Annotated in this window: 17 protein-coding genes; 13 read left to right on the top strand and 4 right to left on the bottom strand. The window is 36.5% G+C overall.

The window, feature by feature from the left end; genetic code table 11:
• Positions 1–10 precede the first annotated feature (10 nt).
• A complete protein-coding gene (locus OU989_RS21960; RefSeq protein ID WP_274795013.1) occupies positions 11–766 on the top strand; it encodes an amino acid ABC transporter ATP-binding protein in 756 nt (251 codons plus the stop codon).
• 44 nt (positions 767–810) lie between these two features.
• Here the strand turns inward: OU989_RS21960 and helD are convergent, their stop codons facing one another.
• Positions 811–3,114 (bottom strand): RNA polymerase recycling motor HelD, encoded by a 2,304-nt coding sequence (gene helD / locus OU989_RS21955; RefSeq protein WP_274795012.1) that lies wholly within the window; start codon positions 3,112–3,114, stop codon positions 811–813.
• Positions 3,115–3,538: 424 nt separating this feature from the next.
• Between helD and OU989_RS21950 the strand changes: the two genes are divergently transcribed.
• Positions 3,539–4,495, top strand: a complete 957-nt coding sequence (locus tag OU989_RS21950) for an AAA family ATPase (RefSeq protein WP_274795011.1) — start codon at positions 3,539–3,541, stop codon at positions 4,493–4,495.
• Between the two features lie 24 nt (positions 4,496–4,519).
• Entirely contained in the window at positions 4,520–5,155 is a 636-nt protein-coding gene (locus tag OU989_RS21945) for an RNA ligase family protein (protein WP_274795010.1), read from the top strand.
• 210 nt (positions 5,156–5,365) lie between these two features.
• Here the strand turns inward: OU989_RS21945 and OU989_RS21940 are convergent, their stop codons facing one another.
• Complete coding sequence (locus OU989_RS21940; protein ID WP_274795009.1) at positions 5,366–6,556, bottom strand: coenzyme F420-0:L-glutamate ligase; 1,191 nt, start codon at positions 6,554–6,556, stop codon at positions 5,366–5,368.
• 122 nt (positions 6,557–6,678) lie between these two features.
• Between OU989_RS21940 and OU989_RS21935 the strand changes: the two genes are divergently transcribed.
• Entirely contained in the window at positions 6,679–7,596 is a 918-nt protein-coding gene (locus OU989_RS21935) for a LysR family transcriptional regulator (protein WP_274795008.1), read from the top strand.
• Between the two features lie 15 nt (positions 7,597–7,611).
• On the opposite strand, the gene OU989_RS21930 is transcribed toward OU989_RS21935, so the two are convergent.
• Positions 7,612–8,493, bottom strand: a complete 882-nt coding sequence (locus OU989_RS21930; RefSeq protein ID WP_274795007.1) for a LysR family transcriptional regulator — start codon at positions 8,491–8,493, stop codon at positions 7,612–7,614.
• A gap of 113 nt (positions 8,494–8,606) precedes the next feature.
• On the opposite strand from OU989_RS21930, the gene OU989_RS21925 reads away from it, so the two are divergent.
• Complete coding sequence (locus OU989_RS21925; protein WP_274795006.1) at positions 8,607–9,626, top strand: YeiH family protein; 1,020 nt, start codon at positions 8,607–8,609, stop codon at positions 9,624–9,626.
• A gap of 107 nt (positions 9,627–9,733) precedes the next feature.
• Here the strand turns inward: OU989_RS21925 and OU989_RS21920 are convergent, their stop codons facing one another.
• Positions 9,734–10,069, bottom strand: a complete 336-nt coding sequence (locus OU989_RS21920) for a heme oxygenase (protein ID WP_274795005.1) — start codon at positions 10,067–10,069, stop codon at positions 9,734–9,736.
• Positions 10,070–10,285: 216 nt separating this feature from the next.
• Between OU989_RS21920 and OU989_RS21915 the strand changes: the two genes are divergently transcribed.
• The 8 genes from OU989_RS21915 (at position 10,286) to OU989_RS21880 (ending at position 19,132) form a co-directional block, all read left to right on the top strand.
• Positions 10,286–10,972 carry a response regulator transcription factor gene (locus OU989_RS21915; RefSeq protein ID WP_274795004.1) on the top strand — a complete coding sequence of 229 codons (687 nt, stop codon included), beginning with the start codon at positions 10,286–10,288 and terminating at the stop codon, positions 10,970–10,972.
• Positions 10,956–12,371 (top strand): sensor histidine kinase, encoded by a 1,416-nt coding sequence (locus OU989_RS21910; protein WP_274795003.1) that lies wholly within the window; start codon positions 10,956–10,958, stop codon positions 12,369–12,371. Before OU989_RS21915 ends, OU989_RS21910 begins: the two co-directional genes overlap by 17 nt.
• Before the next feature lie 180 nt (positions 12,372–12,551).
• Complete coding sequence (locus OU989_RS21905; RefSeq protein ID WP_274795002.1) at positions 12,552–13,253, top strand: polyphosphate polymerase domain-containing protein; 702 nt, start codon at positions 12,552–12,554, stop codon at positions 13,251–13,253.
• Positions 13,254–13,270: 17 nt separating this feature from the next.
• A complete protein-coding gene (locus OU989_RS21900; RefSeq protein WP_274795000.1) occupies positions 13,271–13,954 on the top strand; it encodes a DUF4956 domain-containing protein in 684 nt (227 codons plus the stop codon).
• A 42-nt stretch (positions 13,955–13,996) separates the two neighbouring features.
• Positions 13,997–15,772 (top strand): CotH kinase family protein, encoded by a 1,776-nt coding sequence (locus OU989_RS21895; protein WP_274794999.1) that lies wholly within the window; start codon positions 13,997–13,999, stop codon positions 15,770–15,772.
• 87 nt (positions 15,773–15,859) lie between these two features.
• Positions 15,860–16,462 carry a class I SAM-dependent methyltransferase gene (locus OU989_RS21890; protein ID WP_274794998.1) on the top strand — a complete coding sequence of 201 codons (603 nt, stop codon included), beginning with the start codon at positions 15,860–15,862 and terminating at the stop codon, positions 16,460–16,462.
• A 429-nt stretch (positions 16,463–16,891) separates the two neighbouring features.
• Positions 16,892–18,112 carry an ABC transporter substrate-binding protein gene (locus OU989_RS21885; RefSeq protein WP_274794997.1) on the top strand — a complete coding sequence of 407 codons (1,221 nt, stop codon included), beginning with the start codon at positions 16,892–16,894 and terminating at the stop codon, positions 18,110–18,112.
• Positions 18,113–18,256: 144 nt separating this feature from the next.
• Positions 18,257–19,132: a branched-chain amino acid ABC transporter permease gene (locus OU989_RS21880; protein ID WP_274794996.1), complete on the top strand. Its 876-nt coding sequence runs from the start codon at positions 18,257–18,259 to the stop codon at positions 19,130–19,132.
• The last annotated feature ends 10 nt before the right edge of the window (positions 19,133–19,142 follow it).

The following is a 19,142-nucleotide window of genomic DNA, read 5'->3' as shown; positions in this document are numbered from 1 at the left end:
GTGAATAATTATGTTAGAAATTAAAAATATTCATAAGTCATTTGGTGGCAATGAAATTTTAAAAGGTGTTGATTTAGCTATTGATAAAGGGGATGTTGTTGTTATTTTAGGTCCTAGTGGCTCAGGGAAAACAACATTATTACGCTGCATCAATTTTTTAGAAAAGGCAGATCAAGGCTATGCGACATTTGGAGATATCGAAGTTGATTTTCAACATGTAAAGAAAAAAGACGTACATGCAATTCGTCAGCGCGTCGCATTTGTCTTCCAAAATTATAATCTGTTCACAAATAAAACGGCATTAGAAAATGTTACCGAAGGGTTAATCGTTGGACGTAAGATCCCGAAGGCTCAGGCTGTGGAAATTGGCAAAAAGGCACTAGACAAAGTAGGCTTATCTGAAAAATACAACGCCTATCCTAGTCAGTTATCTGGCGGTCAGCAACAGCGTGTAGGCATTGCACGAGCAGTAGCATTGAATCCTGATATTATTTTATTTGATGAGCCAACATCTGCACTTGATCCCGAATTAGTAGGAGAAGTATTGCAAGTCATGAAAAATATTGCGGCTGAGGGTACTACAATGCTTGTGGTCACACATGAAATGGGCTTTGCCAAAGATGTCGCCAATCGCGTGATTTTCATGGATGGAGGCGTTGTTGTTGAAGAGGGTAGTCCCCATAATATATTCGTAAGCCCAAAAGAGGAGCGCACAAAGAAATTTTTAAAACGTGTCATTCCAGAAGACTATACGTTCTATATATAAAATAAACAGGAGAGTCTGTAAAATGCAGAATCTCCTGTAACCTGTTATTGAAGGAAAGAAGTTACTTTATTAATGGAATAGATGAACAACTCATGCATAGCTCTCGTACAGGCTGTATAGAAATAGTACCGTTCACTTTCTCTTGAATAATTAGCGGCAGACGCATTATAGATAATGACAGCGTCAAACTCAATTCCTTTCGCCATATACGCTGGAAGTAATAAAATACCCTTTTTAAATTGCTTAGTGCTGTGAGTAATGAGTTGAATATCTATTTGGTTTCTTAATTGTTCGTATACAGCAGAGCATTCAGCTGTAGTTTTACAAATGACTGCAATTGTTTCAAATTTGGTAGAAAGATTATTGATGTTCTGGATAATTCGATCAACTAACTCTAATTCATTTGGCACAATGGTAATTGAAGGTTCAGGACCATTGCGGTTAAAAGCCTCTACTTCACTACCATCATTTAAAATATTGGAAGTGAGTGAAATGATTTGCTTTGTCGAACGATAGCTTTTGGTTAAAATCATTTTTTCGGCCTGCCCACCATATAATTCAGGGTCAAGTAGTGAAGGATTCTCAAAGGTATGAGGGTGAATCGTTTGGTGTCCATCCCCTAAGATGGTCATTCGAGCTTTTGGAAATAGTTGCTGTAATACTGTGAGTTGGAATGGTGAATAGTCCTGTGCTTCATCAATTAAAACATGACGGATCATCGTATTTGTCTGTTGCCCTTCAATTTTGTCCTGTAAATATAAAAATGGAGCGGCGTCCTCATAGGCAATAAGGCGTTTTGTTAAATTAGTATGTGTGTGTTGGCAAATATCTTCCCAATGATCGGGCATAAGATGCTGTAAAGCTTTGTAAAAAGGGCTATTTTGATCAAAGAGTTGGCGATATATACCTAAAATATGAACAAACTTTAACTTGGTAACAGAATTACGTAACGGTTTAAAGTGTTTTTTAACAATTTGTCTCGCTAATTTTTGGCGTTCTTGATCAAAATCATCGAAGGAGTTTTCTGTATAGCTTCCCTCATATAAAAGCTCACTGTAAGACTTAGAGTAGTCTTCTTTATCTAAAAGTTCAGTTGCTTCTTCTACCCATTCCTTTGTACGCTCAGCTCTTTCAAATTTCGTTAGTTGCTGTAATAACCACTCTTTCACGAATTGTAGGCGATCCGGTATCGATATAGAGGAAGGGAAGGAATAGAAGTATTCCGAAATTTCCTGTGCAGTAATAATACGTTCCCCACGAAATACAATATTTTTAAATAATAAGCCCTTATTCGATAAATAGCTTACATAGTGATCCATTAAATCTTTGAAATCAAGGCTCGCTTTATATGAAATAATACTTAATTTAGTTTCATAATGAGCGTCATCCTTTTCTGTTAAAAGATCTTCTAGTTGCTCATAAGGGTATTCCAATTGGAATTGACGACCTAATCGTTTTTCCACATACTCTATAAAAGTTAATTGTTGCATATTGTCTTCACCTAAATCGGGTAAGACCGTATGGACATATTGATTGAAAAGTTGATTAGGCGTTATTAGTAATATTTGATCGGCAGTCATTTCATTGCGATAACGATACAATAGATAGGCGACCCTCTGTAAGGCCACCGCAGTTTTACCACTACCAGCAACACCTTCGACGATGAGGTATCGGGAGTTTACATGTCGAATAATTTTATTTTGTTCAGCTTGAATCGTTGCAACGATACTACGAATATGCTCGTTTGCATTTTGGGCAAGAATATCTAGCAATAAATCATCGCCAATTGTAAGGCCTGTATTAAACATCGATTGTAGTTGGCCATTTTTAATAATAAATTGTCTTTTTAATAACATTTCTCCATGAATTTCTTCACCTAATGTTTCGTAGGATGCATCGCCAGGTGTGTAATCATAATACATACTTGAGATAGGCGCTCGCCAGTCATATATGATTATATTTTCATCCTGTTCATCCAATAATGTAGCAACACCTATATAAATTTTTAAGGGATCTTTTTCCCCATTTTGTAAAAAGTCAATACGAGCAAAATAGGGTGATTGTTGTAAACGTTCATAGACCTTCACATTTCGAATCGCACGTTGTTGTGCAAGCTCTGAGTCAGATAAAAGCTCTACCTGTTGCTTAATGGCAAAAAAAGTTTCATCGACATCCTCAGCCGTATCTAAATTAACCCTGACGTCATTCCAAAACGTTTTCTTTAAGGCGACAGCATTTTCTTTGAAGCCTTTCTCTTTTAGCTGTATTTCTTTTATTTTGTGATGAATGAGGTTTAAAGAATCCTCAAGATAAAGCTTTTCTTCTAGCCATTCTTTTTGATTTTCCAACGTTTACTCACATTCCTCTCCGTAGTTATTTGCTTACCTTGACAATAACCCTCACCTATATAAATGGTAAGATGAAGGTAATTGTGATTCTCTTTTATAGGTTGTCCAAAGACCCTAGGAAAAAGCAAAAGAGCCTCAATGCAATTATTCGATAGGGTGATTGAAGTAGGAAATTTATCATACCTCTACTCCTGAAGGAAGTATAGTCTAGTAATTTTTGTAAATTTATGCTATAATAAATGTATAAGCTAATAAGTTATTGATATACATAGACTGCTCTAAAAAAGGTGGAGCAGTCTTTTTTATATGTAAAATTGCATCATATTATGACTGATGACCATAAATTTTTATTAGAAATGATAGGCGATATACTAAAGATGACGCCACATTACACGATATAAAAACTTGAAGGGAGGTGAAAATAATGAAGGTGATCTTTACAGTGGGGTTGCCTGGTAGTGGAAAAAGTACATTTGTAAAAGAGCTAGCGAAAAGAGAAAATGCGGTTATCCTATCTAGTGACGCTATACGGGATGAATTGTTTGGTGACGCAACTAAGCAGAAATCGCGTGTGGTCTTTCGTACATTATATGAGCGTCTTAATAACTTAGTGGCAAAAGGGTTTTCTGTCATTGTGGATGCAACCAATATTGAACGGGAGCGCAGGATATTTGCATTACGAAAGTTACCAAGTACCTTTAAAAAGGAGTGTTATTATTTTGATACACCTTATGTAACCTGTGTAGAAAGAAACCAGCAACGGAAACGGCATGTCCCATTAATGGTAATGGAGAAAATGAGAAAGTATTTAGAATTCCCGACAGTAGGAGAAGGTTTTGATGAAGTGCATATTGTACATGAATCAGGTCCTTATGATATTTCTCAACAACAATTTATTTCACTCTTACAAAGCCAGCCCACTTATGAAGAACTTTTTCAAACACTTCGATCAGTTCCACTTTTTAAAGAAATTTATCAATTCGATCAAGAAAACTCATTCCATCAATTTTTATTATGTCAGCATACGTATTTTGTGTATGCGTATATCAATGAGTATTATTTAGAAAGCGATAAACTAGCTCTACAAATAGCTGCATTGTTTCATGATGTCGGTAAACCATTTTGCAAAAAATATAAACCATTACAACAACGCTATGGCTATTTTGGACATGAAAACGTATCTGCTCAACTGGTGTGCCATTTTCTATTAGAGTTAGGCTTTGAAAAGGACTTTGTGTTAAAGGTTGTTCATTTAGTGCAATTTCATATGTTAATCCAGTATGGGGGCGATCGAGGAGGAAGCCAAATTTATCACTTATTAGATGGTGATTTATTAACAAGGCTTTATTTTTTCCGTGAGGCAGATCAATTTGCCAAATAAACAATAGGGAAAGGGAGTGAAAATATGACGAAGTTAATGAAATATCCAAGAAGCTTTCATTTGCCATGGAGCAGAGGCTACACACATGATGATAAGGTTGCTAAAAATGTAAATCATTTTGTTGGGAAAGAGGTTGTTGTAACTGAAAAGTTAGACGGGGAAGGTACAACACTATATAAAGACTATATGCATGCTAGAAGCATCCATTCCGCTAATCATCCCTCTAGACATTGGGTAAAAACATTTCATGCGAGTTTTGCTTATCATATACCGAATGATTGGCGATTATGCGGGGAAAATGTGTATGCGAAGCATTCCATTTATTATAAAGCACTAACAAGTTATTTTTATTTATTTAGTATTTGGAATGAAAAAAATATATGTTTAAGTTGGGACGAAACAGTAGCATATGCGGCTGAATTAGGTATTGAAACGGTTCCTGTTTTATATCGGGGTATTTTTGATGAAGAAAAGATAAAACGTACATTTACTGGTAAATCAATATTTGATGGTGAACAAGAGGGATATGTCATTAGAAATATTGACGCATTCCATTATGATGATTTTCGATATAATTTGGGGAAATTTGTGAGACCACAGCATGTTCAAACAAGTGAGCATTGGCTACAAGAAGAAATCATACCTAATGGCTTAAAATAAAATGGAGCTAATGAAATTAAGGTGACGAATTATACAATAAAAAGGACTGAGAAAAATGTAATACTATAATAATCTTTCAAAAATTATAAACTATGAGGAAGTGTGCAAGGATAGCATATCCCTTTTCAAAGAGATTACAGGTTCGATTCCTGTCATCCTCATCATAAATAAAAATGAACTCTCTTCATTAGGACGAGAGTTCATTTTTGTTTATTTAGTGTAATTATCAAAGTAGCCTTGAATGTATATCATAGGTGTTCCTTTATCACCTGAACCAGATGTAAGATCAGATAGGGAACCGATTAGGTCAGTTAAGCGACGAGGTGTTGTTCCTTGTGCAGCCATTTGACCAGTTAAATCCTCATCTTTATTCTGAATATATTCCGAAATAGCAGCTTTTAATTCCTCACCTCGAAGGTCCGCAAAATCATTGTCTGCTAAGTATTTTAATTTTACTTCGTTCGGTGTACCATGTAATCCCGCTGTGAACGCTGGCGAAACAACAGGATCTGCAAGCTCCCAAATTTTGCCTACTGGATCTTTAAATGCGCCATCACCGTAAATCATGACCTCTACAGTTTTGCCAGTAGCTTCTTTAATTTTTGCTTGGATTCCGTCAACAATTGGTTGGCAAGTGTGTGGGAATAATTTCACACTATCCTCAGTTGCTTTATTCGAGCCAAGAAGGCCATACTCCGCATTGAAGCCAGAACCGTTAATAGATTCAGCTAAAATGTTATCAAGGCTGTAAACTTTTTCTGCACCATTCGCTGTTAAAATACGTTTTGTGCGGAAACGTGTATGAATGTCACATGTTAAAATACTCTTTGTATAATTTAAAATTGTTTTTGGATTATTAGAGAAGATGACCTCACAGGAAGCCCCTTCCGCTTCAATTAACTCTTTATAGTATTCAATATAATCTACACCAGTAAATGTATGTTTTTTATAGCCAAAATGCTCGCGGAACTCAACCTCATTTAGTGTATCCGTCCATGGGTTAATACCTTTTACATCAAGCTCATCAATATCTACAAGGTGATTACCAACTTCATCGGATGGGTAGCTAAGCATTAATACAACTTTTTTTACACCTTTTGCGATTCCACGTAAACAGTTTGCAAAGCGGTTGCGACTTAAAATTGGGAAAATAACACCTACCGTATCATCACCGAACTTTGCCGCTACATCTACTGCGATATCGTCAATCGTTGCATAGTTACCTTGTGCACGTGCCACGACAGACTCAGTTACTGTGACAATATCACGATCCTCGATTGCATATCCTTCAATTTTTGCAGCATTTAACACTGTATCTACAACGATTTGTTCAATATTATCGCCCTCGTTAATAATAGGACCACGAAGACCTCTTACAACTGTACCGATTACACGTTCCAATTTAATCTCTCCTCATTCTCTCTAACGTCAAATGAAATAAAATCCATATGATTTTACTATACTCTTCATTAATGATATAAGTAAAATTAATAGTTCATATAATAGCTATAAGGGGTGCTTATATGATAGGGAAATTAGATTTATATCGCGTTTTTAGTGTTGTAGCAAAAAATAATAGCTTTTCGAGGGCTGCTAAGGATTTATACATGACACAGCCAGCTGTTAGTCAGGCTATGATGCAATTGGAGAAAGAGCTCGGTACACGTCTTTTTAATCGGACCCCGAAAGGTGTGACTTTGACCACAGAGGGCAGCCTACTTTTCGAATATACAAATTCAGCTTTAGGACTTCTAGATGCTGGAGAAGAGAAGTTACTGGAATTTAAAAATTTAACGACAGGGCAATTAAAGATTGGGGTAGGAGATACCATTTCACGCTTCTTTTTAATGCCTTATTTAGAAGCGTTTCATACTATGTATCCGAATATTAAATTACAGATGCTAAATGGTACAACCTCTGAGATTTGTAATTTTATTAAATCAGGTGAGGTAGATATAGGATTTTGTAATTTTCCAATAGAAGATTCTACTTTACAGTTAACAGTATGCACAGATATTCAAGATATCTTTGTCTGCGGGGAGAAGTATAAAACACTATCATCTAAAAGTTTACGCTATGAGGATCTGTTGAAATTCCCACTTATTTTCCTTGAGAAAAAATCAAATTCACGAAAATATGTAGAAGATTATCTCCTTGCAAGAGGGATCTATATTGAACCAGAGTTTGAGCTAGGCTCCCACGATCTAGTGCTAGAGTTTGCCCGTAGTAACCTCGGCATTGCGTGTGTAACAAAGGAGTTTTCAAAGGATTATCTTCAACGAGGTCACCTCTACGAATTAACCTTAAAGGAAAGTATCCCGGCAAGAAGTATTGGTATGTGTTATTTGAAAACAGTACCTCTTTCTAGAGCCGCGACAAAATTTGTCGAAATCATTGAATCAAAAAGTTTGAATACGAGAAGGACAATCAGGAAAGCTTAGCGACTAGAAAAGTTGCTAAGCTTTCTTTTTTAATACATCAATGAGAATGTCGACATTGCGTTTATTTTTCACGGTTGGTGAGCAAAGATAAGAAAATGTCCGCATAAAATGCTGTCCTTCAAGTGGCAAAATGGTCATATCGCCATTTTTTAATTCACGTTCAATCACACAGGCAGACAGCAGGGAAAGTCCAAGTCCTTGGATAACGCTCTCCTTGACCCCTTGATTACTGCTAATAGTCAAAAGGGAATGAATCTGTAGACCATTTGCTCTGAATAAATGATCTAAATAATAGCGTGTTCCAGACCCTTCTTCACGTGCAACCCAACTTTGCTGTTGAAGTTTGTCAGCAGTAATAGGTTGTTCCCTTGTGAGAGGATGATTGCTGGCACTGACAATAAATAGCTCATCCTTCATAAATGGTTTAATCAATAGTTCATTATCATGAGCCTGCCCTTCTATGAGACCAATATCAACTTGCAATAATTTTGTATATTGAATGATTTCTTTTGTATTGCCAATAATAACTTGAAGCTCAAGCTGAGGGAACTGCTGCTGCAAGCCTGCTATGATGGGAGGCAATATATATTCTCCAATCGTAAAACTCGCCCCTATTACTAGTGTACCTTGGACTTCTTGATGGTAGGCTGCTATGTCTTCTCTCGCTGCTTCCGCAATAGCCATGATTTGTTTAGCTCTTTTATAAAGAATTTCACCAGTTGGTGTAATTTGTACAGACTTAGGTGAACGAATAAATAAGGTTGTCTGTAATTCCTGCTCTAGATTTTTAATGTGTAGACTAACACTTGGTTGAGAAATATGAAGTAATTCAGAGGTTTTCGTAAAGTTATTCACCTCAACTAGTGTGACGAAAGTTTTTAAAGCGTCGAATTGCATAGCTCCACCTCTATTATTAGAAATATTAATAATAACGATTATATATATGTATTTTACTAATAGTGTGCTTTTTAATAAAGTAATAATCAACAAGGGAGAAAGAAGTGAACAACATGGTTATAAGACAGAATAAAGAAAAATCCACCCTTACTCCAAATTTCTTGAAGGGAATATTGTTAACGCTCCTTATTGCTTTAGTAGCGAAATATATTGCTACATTCCCTTTCTTCTCTATTTTGGGACAGTTGGTTATTGCCATTATAGTAGGAATGGCTTGGCGAGCAGCATTTAAAGTACAGGATACCTGGCAAGTGGGGATTGCATTCTCTAGCAAAAAACTCTTAAGGTTGGGAATCATATTATTGGGCATGCGCTTAAATTTAGCGGATATCTATCATGCAGGTGCGAGCGTTTTCTTGATTGCAGTTATTAATTTGTTGTTTGCGTTAATGGTTGTCTACGGATTAACAAAAATGCTCAAAGTTGATCAGAAGCTAGGAATATTAACTGCCTGTGGGACAGCAATTTGTGGAGCAGCTGCTGTAGTGGCAATCGCACCACAAATTAAAGCAAATCAAAAGGAAACGGCAGTAGGGGCAGCAATTGTGGCCCTATTAGGAACTGTATTTACACTTATTTATACAGTACTCTACTCTATTCTTGACTTAACACCGACGGAGTATGGAATTTTCGCAGGTGGTACATTACATGAAATCGCCCACGTTATTGCAGCAGCTTCAGCTGGCGGGAATGAAGCAATTGATATAGCTGTCATTGTGAAATTAACACGTGTTGCACTGCTAGTACCAGTAGCCATTATTATTGGTATTTTCTATCGAAAAATGGATAAAAGCGAAGAGAAAAAGGGATTTACATTGTCTATTATTCCATGGTTTATTTTAGGGTTTTTAGCGATGAGCGCTATCAATTCATTAGGGATAATACCAGCGAATGTGGCGCAAGCATTTGTAAATATTGCTTATATTTTAATTGCTATGGCGATGGCTGGTCTTGGATTAAATGTCGAGATTAAAACATTTAAGGAGCTTGGTGTAAAGGCATTTATCGCTGGTTTAGTTGGCTCTGTCTGTCTATCCATACTGGGCTATATACTAGTCATATTTTTGACTTGATACGGGTCTGGAAAGTGGTCTAATTAAATAGAAAAAAGACCCTGCATGGTAGATCAGCGTGCAGGGCTTTTTAGATAGAATCAGAAGATAAGTATTTTAGTTGTTGTTTATGAACGTAAAGCTTCAATAGAAGTTGCTAATTCTGCAACTACGATTTTGCTACCGATAATTGGGCTATCAGCTTTATCTCCCTCAGAACCCGAATTTGGACGATGATGGGCTGCAGCAAATGCATCGCTATTACGCCATGCTTGGAAATGCTCCTTAGATTCCCAATACATATTTACACTCATTTCATCATAAGTAGGATCATCGGTTGAAATTAATACCTCTACTTTATGGAAGCCTTCAAATTGTTGAAGTGGTCCCGGCTTTGTGAAGTTTGGTGCCATTCTTGCAGCAAAGCCTGGCTTTACTTGAATACGATTAGTCACAATAATCATGCTATTACCCCCCTTATTTTATTTTTGTAGGTCTATGAATGAATTATCAATGATTATCATTCGCAATCAATGATAATTGGCGTAGGAAGACATTGTCAATAGATGCCCCCTAGATATTCTCTTACGGGGTTATAAGCAGAGGAAGGCTGACATTTAACTGACATAATCCGATGCTATAATAAAGCCAAAAGCTAGCTAGTAGCGAGGTGAATGACGATGGTAAACATACTAGTAGTAGAGGATGAATATGCAATAAGTCAGGTTTTAAAGGTATATTTACAAAAAGTAGGGTATGGGGTGTCACAATGTTTTAATGGTGGGGAAGCCTTGGATATGTTTCTTAAGACAAAGCCAGACTTAGTGTTGTTAGATATTATGTTACCAGAAAAAAATGGTTGGGCTATTTTACAGGAGATTAGGGAGTTAAGTACGTGTCCTATTATTATGCTGACAGCATTAGGAGAGGTTAATTACCGCTTAGAAGGATTTAATCATGGAGCAGACGATTATATTGCCAAGCCCTTTATAGCGGATGAGGTTGTTGCAAGAGTAAAGGCTGTTTTAAGACGTGCCGAAGGAAGCCTAGATTCATCCACAATAAAACGTTATGGATCGCTCCAAATTGATAGGAAAGCACATAGAGTATTTCTGGGAGGCGAAGAAATTATATTAACGCCAAGAGATTTATCGGTGCTTATGTTTTTAGTTGATCATCCTAATCAAACATTTACCCGTGAGCAGCTAATAGATCAAATTTGGGGTTGGGAGTATGAAGGTAGTGATCGTGCGGTAGATTTAGCAATAAAAAGGCTACGAAGGGCTTTAAAAGATTGGGATGTGAAAGAAGGAGAAATAAAAACGCTACGTGGATTGGGGTATCAGTTAAGTGTTCAAAAAAAATAAGCGTATATCCTTACTTCATTATTGGACAAGCCGTTATTTACTTACACTTTTTATAGGATTGGCTATCATTTTTCTCATCTCGGCAGCGTGGATTCGCCATACAACATTTGAAAATCGATTAGAATTAATGGAATTTTTAGCAGACGAGACGGTCTATCGTTTAACGGATACAACAAACCCAAATAATGGTCCAATTAATGGTATACCAGGTTTTATTGGGGATCGAGAGCGTTTTAATATGAGAGAAATAGATCCTATTTTATATGTCGTTGATACAGAAGGCAATATCCTTACAAGTAACCGACCCGTACCACCTGGTAGTGCTAAAAATGTAGCGGGCTTGTTGGACGATGAAGAAGGTACGAAGGAAATAACAGGGGGGCTAGAGCCTGAATATGTGGTGAAAAGAAAGATAGAAGGTAATAATCAGTTATTGGGCTGGGTACTTGTGAAGGAGAAGAAGGACAATCTAACAAGAGTTAACCAAGCATATGGTCAGCTTGCTTTATTAATTGGAGCATTAGCCTTATTGGGTTGGATTGCTATTTACTTCTTATCAAAACGTTTAGCTCGTCCAATTAAACAAGTAGCAGAGGCAGCCAAGCATATACAGGAAGGTAATTATACTGTTGATTTGCCTCAAGATAGTAAGGAAAAAGAGGTCTATGAGCTTGTTACATCTTTTGAAAATATGGCAAACAAATTAGAGCAGCTAGAGAAAACTCGAACGGAGTTATTAGCGGGCGTTACCCATGAATTGAAAACACCTGTTACCTCCATAAGTGGCTTACTACAAGCTGTAAAAGATGGTGTTGTAACAGGATTGGATGCCATGGATTTTATTGAAATGGCTATGGTTGAAACAACAAAAATGAAAACAATGGTCGGTGACTTACTTGCCTTTAACCATTTTGCTGTGGACGCAATTCCAGTTAAAATTCAGTCCGTGGATGTTAATCAGCTGTTGCGAGATGCCGTGGCGCAATGGGAAGTTTTACAGGATGAAGACAGTGTAAAAGTAAATTTACATTTGATTGAACAAGCAGTGTATGTACAGGTAGACATTGTCCGTATTCAACAAATCATGACAAACCTATTAACTAATGCTAAGCAGGCAATGGATAAAGGAACGATCACGCTCATACTAAAGGAGCGAGGGGATAAACTATCGATTATTGTGAAGGATACAGGTCACGGAATTCCTCTAGAGGATCAGGCTTTTATTTTTGAGCGTTTTTATAGAGGAGAGAATAAAAAATATACTATTCGTGGTTTGGGTTTAGGGTTACCTCTTAGTAAAATGATGGCACAATCCAGTGGAGGTGACTTGATATTAATTGAAAGTAATGCCTCAGGAACGTCCTTTGAGTTAGTGCTACAAACAGCTACTTCGCTATAAAAGCGGAGTAGTTTTTTTATTGTAAAAATAGTTGAAGAAAGTGTAAAGCTGACATCTGTCTGACACAAATGCTCTTTATAGTAAAAAGTGTAGACGACAAACAGAGAAGACGTAGTTTGGGATCGTCATACCGCCATATTTCAATGGTCAATGAAATTAAGTAGGGAGAGTGAGTGTGAAATGCCTAGAGTAACTTCATTTAATCCAAATGGGCGTAAGGAAATTAAACAAGCCATTTCCTATCCGGATTATACATTGTTAAAAACGAAGCTTCAGCATGTAATGCAGTTAGACAAGCATGCAGGTATGGACGGAAAATATTTAATTCGTAGTACGTATTTCGATAATTTCGCGAATAAAGTGCTGAATGAGAAGAAGGAGGGTTATATCAATCGAGATAAATATCGGGTACGCATATATGGAAGATCTAGTACCGTTATTAATTTGGAAAGAAAGAGTAAACGAAATAATTTAACGTTTAAAACTAAATGTGCAATATCTCAAACAGAATATGAAAAAATACGGGTTGGAGATTTATCATGGATGGAAAAAGACAATCGAGGATTAATTCAAGACTTATATCAAGAGATGTATTATAGCCAATTAAAACCTACAACGGTGGTGGATTATGAACGAGAGGCCTATATCTATCCATACGGTAATGTGCGAGTTACTTTTGATAGTAAGGTGCAATCAAGTCTGCGTAATACAGATATGTTTAATCAAAACTTGCCTATGGTAGATGTACTCGAGTCGAATCTTGTCATTTTAGAGGTAAAATACGATGAATATTTCCCGGATATCATTAAGTATTTGCTACAGTCTGTGGATACACATGCTGAGGCCTATTCAAAATATCAACTTAGTCGGATGTATGGCTAATACAAAGGAGAATAAACATGGATACAATTAAATTTAGTGATATATTTAAATCCAACTTTTTAGAAAAAACAACTTCTTTTTCATTAATCGATTCCATTATTGGTTTAGTAGTAGCGTTTTTTATCGGACTTTTCATTTACGCTGTATATAAGAAAACCTTTAATGGTGTCATTTACTCCCATTCGTTTAATATATCATTGTTAATTATGACGATGGCAACAGCACTTGTCATAATGGGAATCAGCTCAAATGTTCTGTTATCACTTGGGATGGTTGGTGCTTTATCCATTGTACGATTCCGTACACCTATTAAGGATCCAATGGATTTAGTTTATATTTTCTGGGCAATTGTTTCAGGTATTTTATGTGGTGCAGGTTTTATCCCATTAGTCATTATAGGTGCTGTATTAATTGGGCTTGTACTACTAGTATTCGTTAACAAAATTACAGTAGAAAACCCTTATTTATTGATTGTTAAGTATGAAGAAGAGCGAGCAAATGCTGAGGTGGAGAGAATTATTGCCACACAAACAAAAAAATTCGCCCTTAAGTCAAAATCAATAATGCAAAATGAAGAAATTGAAACAACATATGAAATTCGTGTCAAACAAAATGATGCTCAATTGATGGATGAACTGACAAAAGTGACTGGTGTAAAATCTGCCATCATGCTTAGCTACGATGGAAATTTCACAGCGTAATGACCTCATTAATACAAAGGATTACAAAGAGAGGTGCAAGCTATGATTAAAACACGAATAGTCTACCTGTTCATGGCAATATTACTCCTTCTCTTTGTCGTTATATATGCTGTTCTTCCAAATGTAGGAATTAAATCGAAAAATTCTGAGTTTTCCTATGAGAATCTAGTATTTAATAACAATAAAGTAACGACAGTTGATATCGAGATAAATGAGGAAGAGTGGGATGACATGCTCGAAAATGCAGCTGCTGAGGAGTTAAAACAGGCGGATATTACAGTAAACGGCAAAAAAATTGAGAATGTTGCTATTCGAACAAAAGGAAATTTATCATTACGATCGGTTGTCAACAGTGACTCTGATCGTTATAGTTTAAAAATTGATTTTGATTATTATGATGATACTCAAAGTTTATATGGACTGAAAAAATTAAATTTAAATAATAATTATAGTGACGCTACACTGATGAGAGAATATATATCTTATGAATTGATGGAGCAAATGGGTATACCAACGCCAGCACATTCTTATATGTATGTTACAGTAAATGGTAAGGATCGAGGTTTGTTTTTAGGAGTAGAAGCAGTGGATGAGACATTCTTAGCTAAAAATTATGGCTCTAATGATGGCTTTTTATTTAAGCCAGATGGGGTAGGCAGTGATCTGAAATATATAAGTGATAATATAGCAGACTATACGGGCATTGGATTGAAAACTAATGAAGGCAATATAGATCAGTCAAAGTTTATTGAAATGCTAGATGCTATAAATAATAACGGGGACATAGAAAAATATATTGATGTCGATGAAATGTTACGCTATTTTGCCGTCAATACGGCGCTTGTAAATTTAGATAGTTATCAAGGAAATATGAAACATAACTACTATTTGTACGAACAGAATGGAGTTTTTTCTATGATTCCTTGGGATTATAATATGTCCTTTGGTGGCTTTGGTGTTGGAGGAGACAGAGGAAATAGTAAAAATACAGCCGACGATTCTACTATGATGCAAAGACCGTTAGAGCAAAACAATGAATCACTTGATCAGGATTTTAATGGAAATAAGCAACGGCAGGGCGGTGGCTTTAACATGGGAATGGGGATGTCGAGCAACTTATTAACCGAGAGTGCTATAAATTTTAGTGTAACGACCCCCGTTTCTGGCACAACGTTAGAGGAGCGACCACTGTTGAATGCCTTGCTTGCACAAGAGGAATATCGTAATAAATATGAAAGTTATTTAGAAGAGTTTGCCACAACATATTTAACTGAAGACTATGTGCAATCGATTACTAAAAAGTTAGCAGTTTTATTAACTACTTATGTTGAAGCAGATCCAACTAAATTTTCTACCACAGAGCAGTTTTTAGAAGCGGTTGAAGGTGAAAATAGCTTACCTGAATTTGCTAAACAGCGCTCTCAATCTATTTTAAAGCAACTGTCGGGTGAACTTGTCGTAGAAGCCTCTACAGCCTCTCAGAATAGGGGGATACGCACTCCAAATGAAAATGGTGAAATAAATTCTATGCCAGGTGATTTTGATGCGAGTCAGCTCCCAGAGGATTTTGATCCATCACAGGGCCCACCGTTTAACAAGGAGGGCAATGGTCCAAGAGAAGGACAGAATGGGGAACAAATGCAACGTCCGGATGAAAATGGAAATCTGATAGGTATGCCTATGCCGAATGCGGCTATTGAAACATCCTATCGAGCACCTGTTATCGATAAACAAACAGTATTTACAGCAGTTGCTTGCCTAGTGATTCTTCTCCTAGCACTCCTCTTTGTTGTTCGATTCAAGCGTAGGGGTCAGTAAAAAAGTAACCATATCCAAAACTTTTGGGTATGGTTTTTGCTTTTTATCGTGCTAAAATAAAGCATTCTTTTCAGAGGAGTCTTTCATATGAATGAACAGCAGTTTGATAAACTTTTGCATATTAACACGGTTGGAGAACAATATGGTTTTCCTAAGCTTGCACACTACCATCGTTATGAGCCTACACCCTACAAAGGATTGGAACAATTATTTGCAGCATATGAGATGCCTGATCATCCTGTATTTATTGATATGGGGTGTGGAAAAGGGCGTGTTCCTATTTATGTGTACCATAAATTTCATATTCCAACAATTGGGGTAGAAATGGATGCAGGGTTTTATGCAGAAGCTGAAGATAATAAACGTAATTATCTCCAAAAGGTACGAGCACATGCACCTATTACATTTATTCATACGATAGCTGAGGCTTATGAAATAAAGCCACGCGATAATGTATTTTTCTTTTTTAATCCTTTTTCGATTCATATTTTTCGCACAGTCATTCATAATATTTGGAAATCCTATGAGCAGCAAATGCGAGATATTCATATAATTTTATATTATCCACCATATGATTATTTACAGTTTTTACATCAGGGAACGCCATTTGAATTACTTCATGAAGTCAATTTAGAAAATGAAACAAATATTAATGAACGTCTTTGTGTATTCGTATTAAAAAAAGCTTAGAGCCTTGGAGAAACCCGTTCTAAGCTTTTTACTATTTTCAAATATTACACAGTTTTAAGTGACGTGAATGAGAGTTTCATGATTATTCGCGCGATTATTTTCAGGGAAATAATCGTAGTAGTAGTAGTAGTAATAGGAGACATTATAATTAGCTAAACTTTATTGTGAAAAAGTGATTCTATCTAAGAGTTTAGCACTAGATTAAAAACCTAATTAAAAGATAATTCACAAATAACTAATTATACTGAAAAATCACTCTAGACTAAATATAAAGAATGTTTTACAATGTAAAAGGCTTATATGAATAATATTTTTCATTTGTTTAAGGTAGTTATAAATAATTATTTTTGCTATTGAGCAAATGAATGTAATTGTTTATAATTATCTGAAATATCTAATATTTGAGAAACTTTCAGGGGGAATTTAATTATGAAAGAGAGCAAAAAGCTTAAGAAGTTCGGTTCACTTTTAGTAGCATCTTCATTACTTGCTGGTGTTCTTGCGGGTTGCGGTAACGGAGACGATTCAAGTTCTGGTGGAAGTTCTTCATCAGGTGGAGGTTCATCTGACGGCGATACAATTAAAATCGGAGCAAACTTAGAACTTTCAGGGAATGTAGCATCTTATGGTTCTTCAATTGGTCTAGGCGCAGAACTTGCTGTAAAAGAAATTAATGATGCTGGCGGTATTGATGGTAAGAAAATTGAACTGATTAAAGTAGATAATAAATCTGAAAACTCTGAGGCAACTGCGGCCGCTATTAAACTAGCAACACAAGATAAAGTAGTAGCAATGCTTGCACCTGCAACATCGGGGAATACAGTAGCAACGGTTCAAATTGCTAATGATAATAAAATTCCGATTGTTACTGGTTCAGGTACGGCTCCAAATATTACAGTGAACGAAGATGGTAGTGTTAATGAATATGCATTCCGTACTTGCTTTATTGACCCATTCCAAGGGATTGTGGCAGCTAACTTCGCTTCTGGTGAGCTAGATGCGAAAAACGTAGCTATCTTCGCAGATAACGCATCAGATTATGCAAAAGGTTTAGCAAAATCCTTTAAAGAAACGATTACTAAGAGTGGCGGAAAAGTTGTAAAAGAAGAAGCATATGTAGCGAAGGATACAGACTTCCGTACACAATTAACAAATATTAAAGCTGCAAATCCAGACTTTATCTTCATCCCTGGATATTATGAAGAAGTTGGATTAATCGTAAAACAAGCACGTGAGATGGGTATTGATGTACCTCTAATGGGTGCTGATGGTTGGGATTCTCCAACTTTAATAGAACTAGCTGGCGCTGATGCATTGAATAACACATACATCACAAACCACTATTCTGCTGAAGACCCAGATCAAAAAATTCAAGATTTCGTAAAGGCATTTAAAGCTGCAAATGGAGACAAAGCGCCTGACGCATTCAACGCACTTGGATATGACTCAATTTACTACATTGCGGATGCGATTAAACGTGCAGGTTCTACGGATGGGGAAGCAATTAAAAATGAATTAGCTGCAACAAAAGATCTTTCTTTAGTAACAGGTACATTCTCAGTTGACGAAAATCATAACCCAATTAAAACAGCAACAGTTCTTGAATTTAAAGACGGTAAACAAGTGTTCAACTCTAAAGTTAATCCTTAATGTTTTGTAAGCAAGGGGAGGCGGGTAAACACGCCTTCCCTTTTTTATGTTTTAGATAACTAGAATGGTAGAGTAAATCATATTTTAGTATAGATGTATGTACTGATTTTTCAATTTTCAGATAATTCAAAGGAGTGAATACGCATGGAATGGATACAGCAGCTTGTGAATGGTATTTCACTTGGAAGTATCTACGCGTTAATAGCGTTAGGGTATACGATGGTATACGGGATTATTAAGCTGATTAACTTTGCTCATGGTGATGTCTTCATGATCGGGTCATTTATTGGCTTTTACGCAATTGCTAAATGGGAGCTTGGCTTCTTCCCGGCATTATTATTGGCCATGGCCATTTGTGCAATTTTTGGTGTTTTAATTGAACGTATTGCCTATAAACGTCTACGAAATGCAACACGTATCGCAGCGCTAATTACAGCGATTGGTGTGTCGTTGTTAATTGAGTATACAACGATTTTCTTCAGAGGTGCTCAACCGGCAGCCTATCCTGAAGTTTTTAAGAATAAATCATTTGATATTTTCGGGGTACAAATTAGCAGTACATCCATCTTAATTTTATCAGTCGCAATTGTACTGATGATTCTTTTACAATTCATCGTACATAAAACAAAAATTGGGAAAGCCATGCGTGCCGTTTCCCATGATGCGGATGCAGCTCGTTTAATGGGCATTAACGTTGATAATACAATCTCTGCAACATTTGCTATTGGTTCTGCTTTAGCTGGTGCAGCAGGTGTTATCTTCGGTGTTTATTATACAAAAATTGACCCGTTAATGGGGGTAATACCAGGAGTTAAGGCATTTATCGCAGCTGTTCTTGGTGGAATTGGTATCATTCCTGGAGCTATGGTCGGTGGTATGTTACTAGGTGTTGTAGAGTCATTAGTAAGTGCTTTAGGCTTCTCGTTATGGCGTGATGCTGCAGCATTCGTTATTTTAATTTTAATCTTAATCTTCAGACCATCGGGTATCTTTGGTAAAAACGCCCGTGAGAAAGTGTAGGTGAGCGGTT

The organism is Lysinibacillus irui, assembly GCF_028877475.1.
Classification (GTDB): Bacteria; Bacillota; Bacilli; order Bacillales_A; family Planococcaceae; genus Lysinibacillus; species Lysinibacillus irui.
Note: the sequence above shows the minus strand (reverse complement) of the source record. Positions and strands in the feature narration are given on the sequence as shown.